Origin of the sequence: Myceligenerans pegani (genome assembly GCF_014892515.1) — a bacterium.
Lineage (GTDB): Bacteria > Actinomycetota > Actinomycetes > Actinomycetales > Cellulomonadaceae > Myceligenerans > Myceligenerans pegani.
In genome coordinates this window covers 53,620-71,290 of sequence record NZ_JADBGR010000098.1, presented here as the reverse complement: position 1 = coordinate 71,290, position 17,671 = coordinate 53,620, and the positions used below count along the sequence as shown (strand labels likewise).

Here is a 17,671-nt window from a genome sequence, read left to right as displayed (position 1 = left end):
CGGTGTCTCCTGGCATGATCTGATCCGGCCTGCGGCAGGCAGAGCCGGTGGATCCGACGAGGTGGGGGACAGTGCAGAGCATCAACGCGCGCATCGCCGAGGAACTGGGAGTCAGGGAGAACCAGGTCGCCGCGGCGGTCGGTCTGCTCGACGACGGGGCGACGGTCCCGTTCATCGCCCGGTACCGCAAGGAGGTGACCGGCACGCTCGACGACGCGCAGCTGCGCACGCTCGAGGAGCGGTTGCGGTACCTGCGCGAGCTGGAGGAACGCCGGGCGGCGATCCTCCAGTCGATCGACGAGCAGGGCAAGCTCACCGACGAACTGCGCGCGCAGATCCTCACGGCGGACACGAAGTCCCGGCTCGAGGACATCTACCTGCCGTACAAGCCGAAGCGGCGCACCAAGGCGCAGATCGCCCGCGAGGCCGGGCTGGAGCCGCTGGCCGACGCGCTCTTCGGCGATCCGGCACTCGATCCGGAGGAGACGGCCGCGGCGTACGTCGACGCCGACAAGGGCGTGGCCGACGTGAAGGCCGCGCTCGACGGCGCCCGCGCCATCCTGGTCGAGCGCATGGGCGAGGACGCCGACCTCCTCGGCATGCTGCGCGAACGACTCTGGGCCCGCGGCCGCATGGTCTCCAGGGTGCGCGACGGCGCCGCCGAGAAGGGCGCCAAGTTCGCCGACTACTTCGACTACTCCGAGGACCTCGCGAGCCTCCCGTCGCACCGCATCCTGGCGATGTTCCGCGGTGAGAAGGAGGAGGTCCTGGACCTCGTCATCGAGCCGGAGCCGGATGCCGAGCCGGGGGTGCCGACGTCGTACGAGGCAACGATCGCCGACCGGTTCGGGATCCGGCAGCAGGGGCGTCCCGGCGACAAGTGGCTGGGCGACACCGTGCGGTGGGCGTGGCGCACCAAGATCCTCGTCCACCTCGGGATCGATGCGCGGCTGCGGCTGCGCACCGAGGCCGAGGACGAGGCGGTGCGGGTCTTCGCCGCCAACCTGCGTGATCTCCTGCTGGCGGCGCCCGCCGGCTCGCGCGCCACGATGGGCCTGGACCCCGGCCTGCGCACGGGGACGAAGGTCGCGGTCGTGGACGCGACGGGCAAGGTGGTCGACACCGCGACGATCTACCCGCACGCACCGCAGAATCGCTGGGACGAGTCGCTCGCCACGCTCGGGGCCCTCGCCATGAAGCACAAGGTGGAGCTGGTCGCGATCGGCAACGGCACCGCCTCGCGCGAGACGGACAAGCTCGCCGCCGAACTCGCGAAGAACCTGCCGGGCCTGACGAAGGTCATGGTGAGCGAGGCGGGCGCGTCGGTGTACTCGGCGTCGGCGTTCGCGTCTGCGGAGCTGCCCGACCTGGACGTGTCGCTGCGCGGCGCCGTGTCGATCGCGCGCCGCCTGCAGGACCCCCTCGCCGAGCTCGTGAAGATCGATCCGAAGTCCATCGGCGTCGGGCAGTACCAGCACGACATCACCGAGAGCAAGCTGTCGCGTTCGCTCGACGCCGTCGTCGAGGACTGCGTGAACGGCGTGGGCGTGGACCTGAACACGGCGTCGGCGCCGCTGCTGTCGCGGGTCTCCGGCATCACGAGGACGCTCGCGGAGGGCATCGTGTCGCACCGCGACGCGAACGGCCGGTTCACGTCCCGGTCCGGCCTGAAGGACGTGGCCCGCCTCGGGCCCAAGGCCTTCGAGCAGTGCGCGGGCTTCCTCCGCATCCGCGGCGGCGACGAGCCGCTCGACGCGTCCTCGGTGCACCCGGAGGCGTACCCGCTCGCGCGGAAGATCGTCGCGGCGGCCGGGTCCGAGGTGACCGCGATCGTCGGGAACCAGGGCGCGCTCAAGGGCGTGAAGCCCACCGACTTCGTCGACGAGCAGTTCGGCCTGCCGACCGTGACCGACATCTTCGCCGAGCTGGTGAAGCCCGGCCGGGACCCGCGCCCGGAGTTCACCACCGCGTCGTTCACGGACGGCGTGGAGACGCTGGCCGACCTGGCCCCGGGCATGATCCTGGAGGGCCAGGTCACCAACGTGGCCGCGTTCGGCGCGTTCGTGGACGTGGGCGTGCACCAGGACGGGCTCGTGCACGTGTCGGCGATGTCCAAGCGGTTCGTCGAGGACCCGCGCGACGTCGTGAAGTCCGGCGAGGTCGTGAAGGTGAAGGTGCTCGACGTGGACGTGGCGCGCAAGCGGATCGCGCTCACGCTGCGCCTGGACGACGAGGTCGGCGTCGCGGGCGGTACGGGCGGTCGCGGCGCGCGCGGCGGCGACGGGTCCGACGACGGGCGTGGGTCGGCAGGCCGCCCGGGTGGCGGCCGCGGCCGGGGCAACGGCGGACGGGACGGCCGCGGTGGCCGAGGCGGACAGGGCCGGGGAGGTCAGGGCGGCCGGGGCGGCAAGGGCCAGCCCCCGGCGAACACGGCGATGGCAGACGCGCTCCGGAGGGCCGGCCTGGCCTGAGCGCAGCCGGCCGCCGCGACGTCTGGCGATGTCGCGGCGGCCGGCCGGGGCCGTCTCACTCGGTGCTCAGCGAACCGTCCGAGCTGAAGACCAGCCCGAGGGTGATCTCGCCCTGCTTGAGCGCCTCCTTGGTGAGGGGACCGCCGGCGTCGAGCGAGCGGAACTCGCTGAACGTCAGCCCGTACGTCTCCTCGAGACCCGGCTGGCAGAACGGGCGCTCGGTGCACTCGGGCCCGGCGCCGAGGATCAGGCCGTCGCAGGCCTCCGCGAGCTCGGAGAGCGTCGTGACGCCGTGCTCCTCGGCGAACGCGGTCGTCACGGCGAACGCGTTCTGGTCCTGCGCGGCCGACGGCTCGCCGACCACGAGGCCCACCTCCTCGGCCAGCCCGCGCAGGCCCTCCACCGTCGCGTCGAGGTCGCTGCTCGCGACGGGCTCCGCGTCGGGGCCGTTGACGTCGTGGTTGATGAACTCGGTCAGCGTGCCCACGTACTCCGGGACGACCTGGACCTGCTCGCCCTTCTCGAGCGCCGGCAGGTAGGCCTCACGGTTGCCGATGGTGGTGACCTCGACCTCGTAGCCGGCCGCCTCCAGCACCTCGGCGTAGATGTTGCCGAGCGTCGCGCTCTCGGCGAAATCGGCGGCGCCGATCGTGACGGAGCCGGCGTCGGCGACCTCCTCCACCTCGATACCCGCGGAGGCGACGAACTCCGCGGCGACGTTCTCCGACGTCTCGCGATCGATGTCGACCGACCGGTTCAGCTCGATGAGCGTGTCCGTGTCGAGCGCCGCCGACACCTGGTCGAGCAGGCCGATCAGCTCCGGGTGCTGCTCGGCCGCGTCGGCGTTGACCGCCGGGATGATGTTGTCGACGGTCTGGAGGTGCTGGTCGTCGTCGAGCACGACGATCTCGTCACCGGCGATCGGTTCACAGGTCGCGGCGACGTCGGTGCCGTCGTCGGTCGAGTTGCCGCCCGCGGAACCGGGCTCGCCGCACGCGGTCAGGAGCGTGAGGCCGACGACGGCGGTCGCCGCGCCGACGAGGCGCAACGGGCTGGACAGGGGCGTGCGTGCGAGGCGCATCGTGACTCCGGTTCTGCTCTGTACTGGTGTTCTACGAGGTCGAACTGGCCCATTCGATCGTGATCGGCGCGCGCTGGCAAGGGGAATCCCGGTCGATTCGTCGCATGGCGGACGCCTGAGGCGCCGACAGCAGTAGAGCGGCCGTGCTACCGGGCCGCCTGTGACGCTCCCCACAGAAGCGGCAGGGCGCGCGGCCCAGCGCTCGCGAGAGCACCGGACCGCGCGCTCGGCCCAGCGGCCCCGCGCACTCAGCCCAGCAGGGTCTTGACCGCCTCGCCGAGAGCGGCGGGCTCGCGCCCGAGGAGGCGACGGAGGTCGTCGCTGTCGGTGGCGAGCTCACCGGCGGCGATCGAGGCGTCCAGGCCGACAAGGAAGCGCACCGTGCCCTCGTCGAGCCCGGCCCCGGTCAAGGCCGATCGGTAGGCCTCGGGCGCGAGGTCCTCGTACACGACCGTGGTGCCCGTGGCCTCCGTGATCGCGGCAGCGAGGTCGGCGAGGGTGAAGGCCGGGCCGCCGAGCTCGTACACCTGGTTGCCGTCCACGTTCTCGAGGAGTGCCGAGGCCGCGGCGGCCGCGTAGTCGGCGCGAGGGGCGCCGGAGACCGGAGCGCCGCCCGTGGCGCCCAGGATGCGGCCGGTGGCGAGGTACTGGGCCGCCTGATCCGTGTACACCTCGAGGTACCAGCTGTTCCGCAGGATCGTGTGCGGCACCCCGGACGCGCGCAGGACCTTCTCGCTCTCCACGTGCTCGGGCGCGACGGGATTGCTCGTGCTGCCGGCCTTCAGCACGCTGGTGTAGGCGATTCGCCCGACGCCGGCGGCCTTCGCCGCCTCGATCACCGCGGTGTGCTGCGGGACCCGCCGGCCGATCTCCGAGCCCGACACCAGGAGCAGGCGGCTGACCCCGGCCAGTGCCGTGTTCAGCGTCTCCGGGCGGTCGTAGTCGCCCTCGCGCACCTGCACCCCGCGCTCCGCCAGATCGTCCAGCGTGCCCGGCGTCCGTGCGATCGCGACGACCTGGTGCGGTTCGACGCCGCGGGCGAGCAACTCGGTCACGACGAGACGCCCCAGGTGCCCTGATGCTCCCGTGACGGCATAGACCTGTGACATGTTCGGCTCCCTCTCGGTTGTACTTTCAAATCGAAAGTACCATACCGAAGGGTGGCACTGTAGGATGGGAGGCGCCGCTCGACAGGCACGACCCGCACCGGCTCGACAGGAGAGGAGCCCGATGACGCAGCACGGCGACATGGCCGAACCCAGCACAGCGTTCGTGGCCGACGTGTTCGCGCGGGACTGCGCCTCGCGCGCGGTGTTCGACGACGTCACCTCGAAATGGGCCTCGCTCGCCCTGCTCGCCCTGCTCGAGGGCCGGACCCGGTTCAACGCACTGCGCCGCCGCGTCGACGGCGTCAGCGAGAAGATGCTGTCGCAGAACCTGCGCACCCTGGAGAGCGACGGCCTCGTCGTCCGCGACGTGATCGACGTCATCCCCGCTCGCGTCGAGTACGAGCTCACCCCCCTCGGCCGCGAGGTCGCCGGGCACCTGCGGGCGCTGGCCGACGTCCTGGAGACCGCCGTCGCCCGCTGACGTCGTCGGCTGATGTCGCCCGGCCGCGGCACGGGCACGGGGCCCGTTCCCCGGCCGGGCGGCCGCGGCGCTTCCCTCGTCGATGTCGGTCACTCGCGATAGCGTCCTCTCTCATGGCGGCCAATCCCTGGTTCTCCTGGACCTACGTGGTCGAGAACGCGGACACGCTCTGGGAGCACACCGTCCAGCACGCCGTGCTCACGGTGGAGGCGGTGGCGATCGCCACGGTCATCGCGGTGCCGCTGGGCATCCTCGTCTCCCGGATCCGCTGGCTGGCCGGGATCGTGATCGGCACCGCCGCGGTGCTCTACACCGTGCCGAGCCTCGCGCTGTTCGCGATCCTGGCGCCGCTGCTCGGGATCGGCCGCACCCCGGTGCTCATCGGCCTGGTGGCCTACGCGCTGCTCGTCATCCTCCGCAACACCGTGGCCGGGCTCGACGCCGTCGACCCGGCCGTGCTCGACGCCGCTCGCGGGCTCGGCTACGGCCCGGGCCGCGTCCTCGTCCACGTGTCGCTGCCGAACGCGCTGCCGTCCGTCGTCGCGGGCCTGCGCCTGGCCACCGTGTCGACGGTGGCGATGGTCACGGTCGGAGTCGTGGTCGGCTACGGCGGGCTCGGGCAGCTGATGTTCCAGGGCTTCCGCAACAACTTCTACCGCGCGGAGATCATGGCCGCGACGCTGGCCTGCGTGCTCCTCGCGGTCGTGCTCGACGTCGCGATCTGGGCCGGGGGTCGCGCCCTCACCCCCTGGCGCGAGAGGAGGCGCGCGTGAACGTCCTCACCGAGGCCCTCGTCTGGCTCAACGACCCCCTGACCTGGACACGGAGCGACGGGATCATCGACCTGACGGTCGAGCACCTGGTCATGACCGCGATCGCCGTCGCGATCGCGGCCGTGTTCGCGATCCCGCTCGGCGCCTGGCTGGGGCATACCGGCCAGGGATCGGGTGCCATGGTCACGCTCGGCAACGCCACCCGCGCCGTGCCCACCCTCGGCATCATCCTGCTGCTCGCCGCCGGTGGCCTCTTCGGCAACGGTGCCGCCGTGCTCGCCGCCGCGATCTTCGCCGTGCCGGTACTCCTCGTGAACTCGTACGAGGGCGTGCGCGGAGCGGATCCTGCCGCACGCGACGCCGGGCGCGGGATGGGGATGTCCGGCACGCGCGTCCTCTTCCAGGTCGAGCTCCCGCTCGCCACCGGACTCATCGCCGCGGGCCTGCGCACCACGATCGTGCAGGTCGTCGCCACGATCCCGCTCGCGGCGCTGGCGGGCGGGGGCGGGCTCGGCCAGATCATCGCCTTCGGGATGGGCACCCAGCGCTACGGCCAGGTGCTCGCCGGTGGCATCGTCGTCGCGCTGCTGGCGCTGGTGCTCGACGGCGTCCTCGCGGTGGCGCAGCGACTCGTCACCCCGGCCCCGCTGCGCGTGAACGGGAGGCCGCGGCGGCCGCGGAAGGCGCCGGTGGAGCCGTGACGACGCCCCCACCGTCGCCGGACACCGGGCGCGGCGTCCGGAACGTGGGCGGCGTCTGGAACGTGGGCCCCGTGCGACGCGCGCCGGACGGCGCCGCTACCCTCGCGGTGTGACTGAGAACCGCCGCGTAGCCCTGGCCACCTGCTCCGTCCTGCCCGAGCTCGACAAGGGGGACCAGCCGCTGGTCGCCGCACTCGCCGAGCGCGGTGTCGCCGCCGAGCCCGCGATCTGGGACGACGCCGCGGCGGACTGGTCCGCGTACGACCTCGTCGTGGTCCGCTCCACCTGGGACTACTCGGCCCGGAGGGACGAGTTCGTCGCCTGGGCGAAGTCGGTGCCGAGGCTGCTCAACTGCGCGGACGTGCTCGAGTGGAACACCGACAAGCGCTACCTGCGGACGCTCGAGGCCGCCGGCGTCCCGGTGATCCCGACGATCTGGCTCGACCCGGCCCGGCACCTGTCCAAGCGCGCCGTGCACACCCGGATGCCGGCGTTCGGCGACTTCGTGGTCAAGCCCGTGGTCAGCGCCGGCGCCAACGACACGGGGCGGTACCAGCCGGTGTCCGCCGAGTCACGCGGCCTGGCGATCGAGCACGCGAAGCGCCTGCTCGACGGCGGCCGCTGGGCCATGATCCAGCCCTACGTCACCTCGGTGGACACGGCGGGCGAGGCATGCCTGGTGTTCCTCGACGGCGAGCTGTCGCACTCCGTGCGCCGCAACGCCCTGCTGAGCGGCCCGGTCCGGCCGACGCAGGGGCTGTACGCGGTGGAGGAGATGGCGCCCTTCACGGCGTCCGCCGAACAGGTGGAGGTCGCGCGGAAGGCGCTCGAGGTGGCGCAGGCCGAACTGGGCGCGCGCGAGCCGCTGCTGTACGCGCGCGTCGACCTCGTCACCGGCGACGACGGAACGCCGATGCTCATGGAGCTGGAACTCACCGAGCCGTCGCTGTGGATGCAGCTGGCCGGTGAGGTGGACGCGTTCGGCACGATGGCGGACGCGATCGTCGAGCGACTCGGGTAACGGAGCCGCGGCGAACGGGCCGCGGCCGGGCACGGCGTCGTCCTGATCGGTCCGGCCGTCGTGGACGGCCGTCATGGACGCGCGCCCGGTGAGGGTTACCGTGGAGAGCGGGGGTGTGTTCATGGCCGTGCACCCGCCGGGACGAGTCCTCGGGGGAATGGTGACCTCGATCCGGGATCTCGCAGCGCGGACGCCGGCGTCGCGCCGGCGGGACCTGGATCTGCTGCGCGCCGCCGCGATCGGTGCCGTGGTCCTCGGGCACTGGCTGATCGTGACCGTCGAGCGCACGAGCGACGGACGGCTCACCGGCTTCACCGCCCTGCCCGAGCTGCGGTGGGCGCACGCGCTGACCTGGCTGTTCCAGGTCATGCCCGTGTTCTTCCTCGTCGGAGGCGCTGCCAACGCCATCTCCTGGACCGGCGGGCGCCGCCGCGGCGAGACACCGACACGCTGGCTGCTCGACCGCAGTGCTCGGCTGTTCCCGCCGATCACCGTGTTCCTGCTCGTCGTGGCGACGGGGGCCACCGTCGCCCGCTCGGCCGGCGTCGCGCACGACCTCGTCGAGCAGGCCGTCGCACTCGTGCTCCTCCCGCTGTGGTTCCTCGTCGTCTATCTCGGCGTGACCGCCCTGACGCCCTGGACCCACCGACTCCACGAACGTCACGGACTCGCCGTGCCGGCCGCGCTGGTCGCCGGAGTCGCGGCCGGCGACGCGCTGCGCCTCACGACGGGCAACGAACTCGTCGCGGCCGGCAGCTTCGCCTTCGGCTGGCTCGCCATCCATCAGGTGGGCTACGCCTGGTACGACGGCACCCTGCGGCTCGGGACCCGGCAGGCGGCCGCGCTCGTCGCCGTCGGCCTGGGCGCTCTCCTTCTCCTCACCGGGCCCGGACCGTACCCGGTGAGCATGGTGACCGTGCCGGACGCCGCGGTCCAGAACCCGTCGCCGCCGACCCTCGCGCTCCTGACCCTCGCCGTCGCCCAGCTCGGCCTCGCCGCGCTCGTGGCACGGGCGGCGCGAGGGTGGCTCCACCGCTCTCAGCCCTGGGCCCTCGTCGTCGCGGTCAACACCGTCGTCCTCACGGTGTACCTGTGGCACCTGGTCGCCGCGTTCGCCGGGGCCCTCGCCCTCGACGCGCTCGGGCTCCTGCCGCCGAGCGACCCGGGCACGGCCGGGTGGTGGCTCGGACGCGTGCCATGGCTCGCGGCCCTCGCGATCGTCCTGGTGGTCCTCGTGATCCTGCTCGGTCCGGTCGAGACGCGGGCCGCGGCGCGGCGGACGGAGGCCCGCGTCGTCGGCCGTCCGCCGACGCAGGCCACGACCGGCCTCGCGGCGCTGGCCGCGCGGACCGGCGCGGTCGTCGCCGCGTACACGGCGGCGGTCGCCGGCCTGCTGTGGCTCACGGTCGCGGGGACCGCCGGCGGCCCGCACGAGCCGTTCGGCCTCCCCCTGGGGGCGCTCGTGCTCGTTCTCGGCAGTGCCGCGGTGCTCCGGTTCGGGCGTGCCGGCGCTCGGCGGGGATCCGCCGCGGAACCGTCGACATAGAAGACGCCACGACACGCCCGGGACAGGCACACAGAGGCCGGAATACGAGAGCGGCAGGTCAACCTGTACGAGCTGACCTGCCGCTTCACTGGGGTGGACGACGGGACTTGAACCCGCGGCCCTCGCGACCACAACGCGATGCTCTACCAACTGAGCTACGCCCACCATGCCTGCCGGTGACGGACCAGCGGCCGACGAAAAGCATACATGAGGTCGGTCCTCGACCTCGCATCTAATCCGTGCTCGCCGGCCGCTTCGTGACCGACGTCTCCTTCACCTTCGCCGCCGCCGCGCGCGCCGCCTCCGAGTCGGGGCCAGGCTGCGCCGGGAACAGGGCCTCGCGGTAGTAGCGGAGCTCGTCGATCGACTCCAGGATGTCGGCGAGCGCCCGGTGGCCGCCGTCCTTGTCGGGGCTGGCGAAGTAGACGCGCGGGTACCAGCGCCGGGCGAGCTCCTTGATGGAGGAGACGTCGATGATCCGGTAGTGCAGATGGCCGGAGAGCTCCGGCATGTGGGTGTCGAGGAACGCCTTGTCCGTGCCCACGGAGTTGCCGGCGAGCGGGGCCTTGCCCTTGACCGGCACCCACTCGCGAACGTACTCCAGCACCCGGGACTCGGCCTCGGCGAGGGACAGCCCGCCGGACAGCTCGTCGAGCAGACCCGACCTGGTGTGCATGTCGCGCACGAAGTCGCCCATCCGGGCCAGCGCCTCCGCGGGGGGCTTGATGAGGACGTCGATCCCGTCGCCCAGGGGTTTCAGCTCGGAGTCCGTCACGACGGCCGCGACCTCGACGAGCGCATCGGTACGGACGTCGAGCCCGGTCATCTCGCAGTCGATCCAGACGATACGGTCGGCGGGACTGGTGCTCACGGCGCCCAGCCTACGACGTGCCGTCAGGCAAGGTCGTCCGCGAGACCGTGCTGCGACCGCTGCAACGTGCCGGCGACCCGCGCATCGGATCCCCACGGGCACGAAAAAGCGACACGCCGACAGAATCGAGATCTGTCGGCGTGTCGCTGGATTCCGGTGGCCGCAGGACTGTTCGGCCTGCGGTTCGGCCGGGTCAACGGACCGAGGTCCGACGGCGGGGACGGAGTACGCCCCGGAGCTTCCGGTCCGCGCGCTGCTGGCGCTGGCGCCGGTCGCGCCGCAGGTCCTCGGCGTGGTCGAGCTGCTCCTGATGGAGAGCCCGGATGAGGGTGTAATCGATGGTGTGCACGTGAGTGCCCTTCGTGACGCTGGACTGCCGGGACGAACCCGGCGCAGGGTCTGGCCGGACCCCTCCACCACCCGGTCGTCGGGACCAGGCGGACGCCACCGCGGTGTGTCTGAAGACTCTCAGGTCCCACGCACCTGACGCACGGCTTTTTCCTGGTAGCAGAGCCCTGCTGCCCGTAGCGAAGGACACAGGCGGTCCGGCCCTCTCGTGGCGTCGGCCGTGAGGACGTCCGCCGCGACCTGTCAGGAGGACGTGCGTGAGGGCCTGTTAGCGTCCAGCCATGCCCCGATCAGCGCCCCCCGGGCGCCGCGCCACCGAGTCGGCCGCCGAGCCGCCCACCGGGCCGGCCGCCGTGCCCGGCGTCGCCGAGCCCTCGCGCCACCTGAGGACGCCGACGTTCCGCTGGCTCACCGCGGGCTGGGCGCTGACGAACTTCGCCGATTCGGCGCTGATGCTCATCGTGGCGATCTGGGTGGCGGATCTCACGGGGAACGCGGCCGCCGGTGGGCTCACGTTCGCGATGCTGGGCCTGCCGGCGCTCGCCTCGCCGTTCCTCGGCGTCCTCGCGGACCGGGTGTCGCGCCGCAAGCTGCTCGCGGTCACGTACCTGCTGGGCGCGGCGTGCCTGGTCCCGCTGTTCTGGGTGCACGATGCCGGGACCGCCTGGATGATCTATCCCGTCACGGTGCTCTACGCGCTGGTGGCCTACGTGACGGCCGCCGGGCAGTCGGGGCTCCTGAAGGACCTGCTGCCGGACGAGGCCCTCGGGCACGCCAACGCCCGGCTCGCGATGATCGACCAGGTGTTCCGGGTCGCCATGCCGTTCGCAGGGGCGGGCGCGTACGCGCTGGCGGGGCCGTACGTCCTGGTGGCGGCGACGGCCGTGGCGTTCGTCGGCGCGGCCGTGGTGTTCGCGTGCCTGCGGTTCACGGAATCGGTGGTCCCGCCCGAGCAGCGCGTGACGGTGCGCGAGCTGGCGGGCGGGTTCCGGCAGCTGTACGCCGCCGTTCCGCTCCGCCCGCTGACGAACGTCATGCTGGTCGCGTTCGCGTTCATCGGGCTGGTCAACGGCGTGGTGTTCGCGATCCTCGAGGACGTCGGCATCCCGAACGCGTGGCTGCCCCCGCTGCTGGTGCTGCAGGGCGTCGGCGGACTCGTGGCGGGAGGGCTCACGCCCCGCCTCATGCTGCGGTGGGGCCGTGGCCGCGTGGTGGCGGTCGGCATCCTGCTCGCGGGCGTGGGGCTCGCGCCCCTGCTGCTCGCGATGGTGCCGCTCGTGGTGGTGGCGCAGCTCGCGCTCGGTTTCGGGACGACGTCGGCCGTCGTCGCCTACGTCACCGAACGGCAGATCGTCACGCCCGCCGGCCTCCAGGGCCGCACCGCGGCCGCGAGCCAGCTCCTGCTGAACTTCCCGCAGGTGCTGTTCACGGTCGCGGGCGCCGCGCTCCTGGTCGTGTGGGACTGGCGGGCGATCGTCGCGGTGAACGTGGCCGCGCTGCTGCTGGCCGGCGCCGCCGGGCTGTGGGTCAGGACGAAGGCCCCGGCTCCGGCCGGGGAGCTCCCGGCTCGGCCCGAGGAGGTTACGGCTCCACCCGGGCCAGTGCCACGGTGATGTTGTCTCGCCCGCCCGCCGCGTTCGCCCACAGCACGAGCGCCGCCGCGGTCTCCGACGGGTCGACGGTCGCGCCCGACAGCCGGTGCACGAGGTCGGCCACGTCCTCCGCCTCGGAGCAGTAGTTCCACAGCCCGTCCGAGCAGACCAGCACCCAGCCGGGAACCTCCGGCAGCATGGCGGCGCAGTGCGCGTCGTGGTCCGGCGCGCTGCGCCCGAGCCAGCGCGTGATGGCGTGCCCCTGCGGGGAGTGCTCGGCCTCCTCGCGCGAGAAGCCCGCGGCGATCATCTCCTGGGCCCATGAGTCGTCGACGGACAGCTGCTCCGCGGCGCCGTCGTCGGGCAGCCAGTAGACGCGCGAATCGCCGAGCCAGCCCGCCACGACCAGGCCCGAGTCCACGACCGCGGCGGCGAACGTGCAGGCCGGCGGGTCGATCACCGGGATGCCGCCGTGGCCCGAACTCGCCGCCTCGCGAGCGATCTCGTCGCCGGTGCGGATGACGGCGGCCCCGGCCTCCCGCGAGGCGGTCACCATCGCCTGGGTCCATTCCGCCACCCGGCGCTCGATCTTCCCCCGGACGGGCAGGGAGCCGACCGGCTCGAACGTGACCAGCGCGTCCCGGGCGACGCGTGCCGCCGCCAGCGAGGCGACGTCGGAGTTCGGCGCGCTCGACACGCCGTCGCACACGACGAGCGCCGCCGTGCCGCTCGCCGAACCGGGGCCGGAGGCGGCCAGGGCCATCGCGTCCTCGTTGCGCGCGTGCCGCACGCCACGGTCGCAGACGCCGGCGACCCACCCGGCGGGCTTCTCGGTGAAGTGGTCACGCTCGGAGAGGGGGGCCGGGGGAGGGGTGACGGACGAATCGGGGTCCGTGTCGACCACCGTGACGACCGGGATCGGCTCGGTCGGCGGGGCCCCGGTCACCCCGCCCTCGACGGGTTCGCCGCGCAGGTCGAAGCCGCACTGCTCGCAGAATCGTGCTCCGGGTGCGGAGAGCTCTCCGCAGCGCGGGCAGCGTGACTTGGTGTTCTCGTCAGGAGTGCTCATCGCAGCGTCCAGCGTCGCACGGAGTTCGCCCGATCGACGAGCGTGACACGAGCGCGGCGGCTCTCGGTGAACTGCGCGAGCCGTCGCAGGCCCGCCTCGAGGGCGTCGCGCAGGCTGGGTTCGGTGGCCTCGGCGCCCGCGACGCGGAGGCCCGGCTCGGGCCCGTGCCGCAGGACGTGGTCGAGCGCGCGCTGCAGCGCCTCCACCACGACCTGGGTGCGCATCCGCGGGGACACCGGCGCGTCGTCGATCACCTCGGCGGCCTGCGCGAGGGAGGGCAGGCCGCGGCCCGACCCGATGAGCAGGCGGGCGCGCGCGAGGCGGGCGTCCCCGTACGAGCCGCGGGTGGGCACCACGAAGTCGAGCGCGTCGAGCGCGCCGTCGAGGTCGTCCCGCGCGAGGCGGACCCGGGCCAGGCCGAACGCGGCCGCACCCGTGTAGTTGGCGTCGGTACGGGCGCAGACCGCGTACATCTCGTGCGCCACCCCCAGTTCGCCCGACTGCTCGCACGCGCAGGCGAGGGCCAGCTTCGGCGCGAGCTCGCCCGGGATCTGCCCGTACACGGCGTTGAACGCGGCGGCAGCACCGGCGGCGTCGCCCTCGGCGAGATCGGCCAGGCCCTCCATCCAGGCGGCGCGCCACTCCCAGGGGTCCAGGGACAGGATCTGGCTCACGGTGTCGCGCACCCGCGCCAGCTCACCGATCTCCAGCGCGGCGCGGGCCTCGGCGAGCAGCACCTCGACGGACCGGCGCGGGGCCAGCGCGAGCTGGTCCATGCGCGCGACCGGATCGGTGAGGTTCACGCCGGCGACCCACGAGGTCATCGGATCGGTCGGGTCGGGGACGAGCTCGGGCATCTCGTCCCACTTCAGGGGGCCGCCCGAGCCGTCGGCGGGCGGGACGCCGAACAGGGCCGACGCGGCGGACGCCGTCGCACCGCCGCTTCCCGTCCGCTCTAGGGCGACGACCTCGCGCAGCACCCCGAGAAGCTGCCCGCGCGCCTCGTCGACCGTGAGGAAGCGATCGTCCCGCGAGGGGTGGCACGCCTTGACGAGCCACCGGTGCAGCGAGTCGTGCCGGGCGAACAGCGGGGTCTCCTCGACGGGCGGGAGGGTGTGCTCGTGGACGCTGGTGCTCGGGAAGTCCAGGACGAGCGACGCGAGGGTACGCCCGATCGTGTGGATGTCCGACGCGACGGACGGACCGACCTGCGACACCTCCGCGGCCTGGTAGCCGCGCGTGCCGTAGATCAGCGTCGTCATGTCCGACATCCGTCGCACGCCGCCGAGGTCGATGAGCTTGACGGTGTCGCCCTGGACCACCACGTTGTCCGGCTTGAAGTCGCAGTAGAGCAGGCCGTGGTCGTGCAGGTAGGTGAACGCCGGCATGATCTCGAGCAGGTAGGCGATGGCGTGGTCCGGCGGGAAGGGGGAGCCCCGTTCCGCGCGCAGTTCCTTGAGCGAGCGCCCGCCCACGTACTCCATGACCGTGTAGCCGGCGCCGGCGTGCCGCGCGAAGTTGTAGATCTCCACGATCAGCGGGTGCTCCACCTCGGCGAGGAACTCACGTTCGCCGACCGCGACGTCGTACGCCTCCGCGCTGTCGGCGTTCAGCAGTCCCTTGAGCACCACCCATCGGTTGGCGACGTTCCGGTCGCGGGCGAGGTAGATCCACCCGAGGCCGCCGTGCGCGATGCAACCGACCACCTCGTACTGCCCACCGACGATCTCGCCGGGCGACAGCGACGGCGCGAAGTCGAACGGGGTGCCGCACGCGGCGCAGTAGCCCTTGGTCCGTCCCGGCACCCCGGGGCGCGCCCGGCCGACGGGTTCACCGCACGCCGAGCAGAATCGCTTCGCCTCGGCGAGCTCCGGATGCTCCATCACGGACTCGAGCGGGTCCTGGACCTCGGGCGTGGGCACGACGGTGAGCCCGGCGCCGAGACGCTTCTCGCGCAGCCAGGGCGAGGACGTGCTGTGCACGTGGGTGTCCCGCGAGACCGTGGCGATGGCCGACCCGAGCGCCGTCGCGCCCAGCCGCGACGAACTCGTCGCCGCCGTGCCGCCGGGTGCGCCCGGCGCGCGGACCGCGAGGGCCGGCGTCCGCGTCGTCCGGGCCGACGTGTCCGGCCGGGACCCGCCGCCGTCGCGCACCCCGATCACGCGGCCCGTCCGTAGACCGGGGCCGGCGGCGCGGGCGCGCCACCCAGCACGTCGGACAGCCAGCGGTCGTAGCTCGCGCGCCAGCCGCCGCTCGAGGCCCGCTGCTCCAGCACCGCGTTCACGAACCGCACCAGATCCACCTGGTCGGCCGGGACACCGATGCCGTAGGGCTCGTCGCTGACCGCATCGCCCACCACCTTCGCGTACGGGTCCTGCGCGGCGAAGCCCGCCAGGACGGTGTCGTCGCCCGTGAGGGCGTCCACCCGGCCCTGCTGGAACATCGCCAGGCACTGGGTGTGCGTCGCGGCGGCGACGGGCTCGACGCCCTTCCAGGTCCGCAGCAGCGCCAGCGACGTCGTGTCCTCGGACGCGCACACGCGGTGCCCGTCGAGATCCCCGACGCCCTTCACGCCGGACGACAACGGCACCAGGAGCTTCTGCCCCGCGTGGTAGTACTCGGCCGAGAACGCGACGCGTTCCCAGCGCTCGCACGTGATCGTGAACGTCCGCACCACCATGTCGACCTCGTGGTCGACGAGCACCTGCTCCCGCTGCGCGGACGTGATCACCCGGAACCGCACGCGGCTCGGGTCGCCGAAGATCGCCTTCGCGACGGCGCGCGCCACGTCGATGTCGAAACCCTCGATGCGGCCGGTGAACGGGTCGCGCGCGCTCATGCGCAGCGTGTCCGCCGAGATCCCGACCCGCAGCGCGCCGCGCTCGCGGATCCGCGCCATGGTGGATCCCTCCGGGACCACGCCCGGCTTGGCGCCCTGCGGCGCGTACGACGCCGTCGCGGGCGTGCCGTCGGTGCACTCCCGGCGCTCGTCCAGGGCCTCGCGCAGCGACTCGCTCATCTCCGACTCGCTGGTGTCCGACGGCGGTCCGTGGCCGGCGCGGGCATCGGGGAGGCGGCCGGCGTCGCCGTGGGTCGGCACGACGTCGTCGAGCCTGGTGGTCGTGGCGCGCGGCATCGCGCAGGCGGCCAGCGCCACGACGACGAGCCCGGACACGATCAGGGCGGCGAGGCGCCGGGCCCCGGGGTGCCGTCCGGCACGCCCGGGCACCGAGCGACCGCGGGCGACGGCGTTCACAGGTACTCCTTCTGCCGCGCCCAGATGCCGGTGGCGGTCATGCCCGCGGCGAGCAGCCCGGCCACCAGGGCGATCCAGCCGGTGGCGGAGGACACGGCGGACGCCTTGGTGAGCTGGGCGGCGGCGCGCTCGCCGGTGACCGCGACGTCCCGGGTCGCGCGGTCGGCGAAGTCCTCGAACGCCGCCAGGGAGGAGCCGTCGTCCGTGGCGATCGCCGCGGACACCGCCTCCTCCCAGCGGCCGGCGTCGTCCAGCTCGCGGATCTCGGCGTGGCCGTCCAGCCAGGCCCGCAGGAGGGCGCCGGTGGGCCGCTCGTCCCCGGCGGCCTCGTCGGAGACGGACAGCAGCGCGGCGGCGCGCGCCGTGGAGTCCTGGAACCGGTCCTCGTGCTCCTGCCCCGACCCGCGCTTGATCAGGGTGAGCGATTCCTGCGACTTGGCGTCCGTGGCCTCGGCGAGGGCGGCGGAGGTCGCGACGGTGGCGGCGTAGGGGCCGTCGGCGACCTTGCGCGCGACGACGTTGCCGCCGATCACGCCGATGGCCACGGCGAGGCAGCCGACCAGGGCGAGGGCCGTGGCGACCACCATCCAGGGGCTGATCATGCGGTGGGTGCGGTGGGCCAGCCACCACTGCACGAGCCCGAGCACGACGAGTCCGGCCACCGCCACCAGCAACGGCGTCTGCCGCATCGACACGGCGGCCAGGTGGCCGTCCATGCGCGCGGTGATGTTCTCGGCGACGTCGTCGAGCACGGGGAGCGCCTCGTCACGCAGCGTCGCGGACGCGAGGTCGAGGTAGCCGGTGCCGACGGGGAGGCCCTGCCGGTTGTTGGCGCGGGCCGACTCGACGAGGCCGGAGTAGCGCTGCACGGCGTCGGACACGGCGGCCAGTTCCTCGGCGCGCTCGGGGGTGCGGGCGGCGAGCGGGGGCACGGCGCGTGCGGCGGCGGCGAGGTTCGCCGTGTAGCGCTCCCGCATGGCGGTGGGTTCCAGCCCACCGACCAGGAAGGCGCTCGTGGCCGCCGCGTCGGCCGAGACGAGGTGGTTGCGCAGGTCCTGCGTCGCCACGAGGTCGACGGCGTCGGCGTGGGCGACGTCGAGGTCGGCCGACTGGCCGGTACCCGCGAGGAACCCGGAGATCCCGAGGGCGACACAGGCCAGCACGGAGGCGATCTGTGCCAGGCCGAGGCGCCCCGGCGTGCCGGACACGGCGTTCGCGGCACGCCGGGCGATGCCGTCCGGGAGAGCGTGCGAGCCGGGCCGGTGTGGTGCGGCCACGGTCATCGGCGGTACCTCCGGAGGCTCTGGTGGAAATGTCCGCGCCGCCACCGGCGCATCTCGCTGTGCTGAGCC

Annotated in this window: 15 protein-coding genes and 1 tRNA gene; 7 read left to right on the top strand and 9 right to left on the bottom strand. The window is 73.3% G+C overall.

The features are described 5' to 3' along the window. The first annotated feature begins 71 nt into the window (after nt 1-71). The gene (locus IIE03_RS16745; protein ID WP_318843033.1) at nt 72-2,471 is read left to right on the top strand and encodes a Tex family protein; all 2,400 of its coding nucleotides are present in this window, start codon (nt 72-74) and stop codon (nt 2,469-2,471) included. A 55-nt stretch (nt 2,472-2,526) separates the two neighbouring features. On the opposite strand, the gene IIE03_RS16740 is transcribed toward IIE03_RS16745, so the two are convergent. Together IIE03_RS16740 and IIE03_RS16735 are read right to left on the bottom strand one after the other, a co-directional pair. Continuing rightward, nucleotides 2,527-3,552 (bottom strand): glycine betaine ABC transporter substrate-binding protein, encoded by a 1,026-nt coding sequence (locus IIE03_RS16740; RefSeq protein ID WP_192863900.1) that lies wholly within the window; start codon nt 3,550-3,552, stop codon nt 2,527-2,529. A gap of 248 nt (nt 3,553-3,800) precedes the next feature. Then, the gene (locus IIE03_RS16735) at nt 3,801-4,661 is read right to left on the bottom strand and encodes an SDR family oxidoreductase (RefSeq protein WP_192863899.1); all 861 of its coding nucleotides are present in this window, start codon (nt 4,659-4,661) and stop codon (nt 3,801-3,803) included. A 121-nt stretch (nt 4,662-4,782) separates the two neighbouring features. Between IIE03_RS16735 and IIE03_RS16730 the strand changes: the two genes are divergently transcribed. The 5 genes from IIE03_RS16730 to IIE03_RS16710 all read left to right on the top strand — a co-directional run bounded on the left by IIE03_RS16730 (nt 4,783) and on the right by IIE03_RS16710 (nt 9,183). Further along, nucleotides 4,783-5,142 (top strand): winged helix-turn-helix transcriptional regulator, encoded by a 360-nt coding sequence (locus IIE03_RS16730; protein ID WP_225997899.1) that lies wholly within the window; start codon nt 4,783-4,785, stop codon nt 5,140-5,142. Nucleotides 5,143-5,255: 113 nt separating this feature from the next. Further along, nucleotides 5,256-5,915 (top strand): ABC transporter permease, encoded by a 660-nt coding sequence (locus IIE03_RS16725; RefSeq protein WP_192863898.1) that lies wholly within the window; start codon nt 5,256-5,258, stop codon nt 5,913-5,915. After that, entirely contained in the window at nt 5,912-6,616 is a 705-nt protein-coding gene (locus IIE03_RS16720; protein WP_318843032.1) for an ABC transporter permease, read from the top strand. Before IIE03_RS16725 ends, IIE03_RS16720 begins: the two co-directional genes overlap by 4 nt. A 109-nt stretch (nt 6,617-6,725) precedes the next feature. Next, nucleotides 6,726-7,637 (top strand): ATP-grasp domain-containing protein, encoded by a 912-nt coding sequence (locus IIE03_RS16715; protein ID WP_192863897.1) that lies wholly within the window; start codon nt 6,726-6,728, stop codon nt 7,635-7,637. Nucleotides 7,638-7,758: 121 nt separating this feature from the next. Then, nucleotides 7,759-9,183: an acyltransferase family protein gene (locus IIE03_RS16710; protein WP_225997898.1), complete on the top strand. Its 1,425-nt coding sequence runs from the start codon at nt 7,759-7,761 to the stop codon at nt 9,181-9,183. A gap of 89 nt (nt 9,184-9,272) precedes the next feature. On the opposite strand, the gene IIE03_RS16705 is transcribed toward IIE03_RS16710, so the two are convergent. The 3 genes from IIE03_RS16705 to IIE03_RS16695 form a co-directional block, all read right to left on the bottom strand. Continuing rightward, nucleotides 9,273-9,348, bottom strand: a tRNA-His gene (locus IIE03_RS16705). 67 nt (nt 9,349-9,415) lie between these two features. Next, the gene (gene orn / locus IIE03_RS16700) at nt 9,416-10,054 is read right to left on the bottom strand and encodes an oligoribonuclease (protein WP_318843031.1); all 639 of its coding nucleotides are present in this window, start codon (nt 10,052-10,054) and stop codon (nt 9,416-9,418) included. Nucleotides 10,055-10,247: 193 nt separating this feature from the next. Then, a complete protein-coding gene (locus IIE03_RS16695) occupies nt 10,248-10,403 on the bottom strand; it encodes a hypothetical protein (RefSeq protein WP_192863896.1) in 156 nt (51 codons plus the stop codon). A gap of 280 nt (nt 10,404-10,683) precedes the next feature. Between IIE03_RS16695 and IIE03_RS16690 the strand changes: the two genes are divergently transcribed. After that, entirely contained in the window at nt 10,684-12,015 is a 1,332-nt protein-coding gene (locus IIE03_RS16690) for an MFS transporter (protein WP_192863895.1), read from the top strand. Here the strand turns inward: IIE03_RS16690 and IIE03_RS16685 are convergent. The 4 genes from IIE03_RS16685 to IIE03_RS16670 are packed head-to-tail and all read right to left on the bottom strand — an operon-like array spanning nt 11,984 to nt 17,602. After that, nucleotides 11,984-13,063 carry a PP2C family serine/threonine-protein phosphatase gene (locus IIE03_RS16685; protein ID WP_192863894.1) on the bottom strand — a complete coding sequence of 360 codons (1,080 nt, stop codon included), beginning with the start codon at nt 13,061-13,063 and terminating at the stop codon, nt 11,984-11,986. The two genes, IIE03_RS16690 and IIE03_RS16685, sit on opposite strands and share 32 nt — an antisense overlap. Beyond that, on the bottom strand, nt 13,060-15,225 hold the full coding sequence (locus tag IIE03_RS16680) for a serine/threonine-protein kinase (protein ID WP_318843030.1): 2,166 nt from the start codon (nt 15,223-15,225) through the stop codon (nt 13,060-13,062). Before IIE03_RS16680 ends, IIE03_RS16685 begins: the two co-directional genes overlap by 4 nt. Next, nucleotides 15,222-16,319 (bottom strand): glutamate ABC transporter substrate-binding protein, encoded by a 1,098-nt coding sequence (locus tag IIE03_RS16675; RefSeq protein WP_318843029.1) that lies wholly within the window; start codon nt 16,317-16,319, stop codon nt 15,222-15,224. The genes IIE03_RS16680 and IIE03_RS16675 overlap by 4 nt, the downstream gene beginning before the upstream one ends. Next, nucleotides 16,316-17,602 (bottom strand): hypothetical protein, encoded by a 1,287-nt coding sequence (locus IIE03_RS16670; RefSeq protein WP_192863893.1) that lies wholly within the window; start codon nt 17,600-17,602, stop codon nt 16,316-16,318. Before IIE03_RS16670 ends, IIE03_RS16675 begins: the two co-directional genes overlap by 4 nt. Between the last annotated feature and the right edge of the window lie 69 nt (nt 17,603-17,671).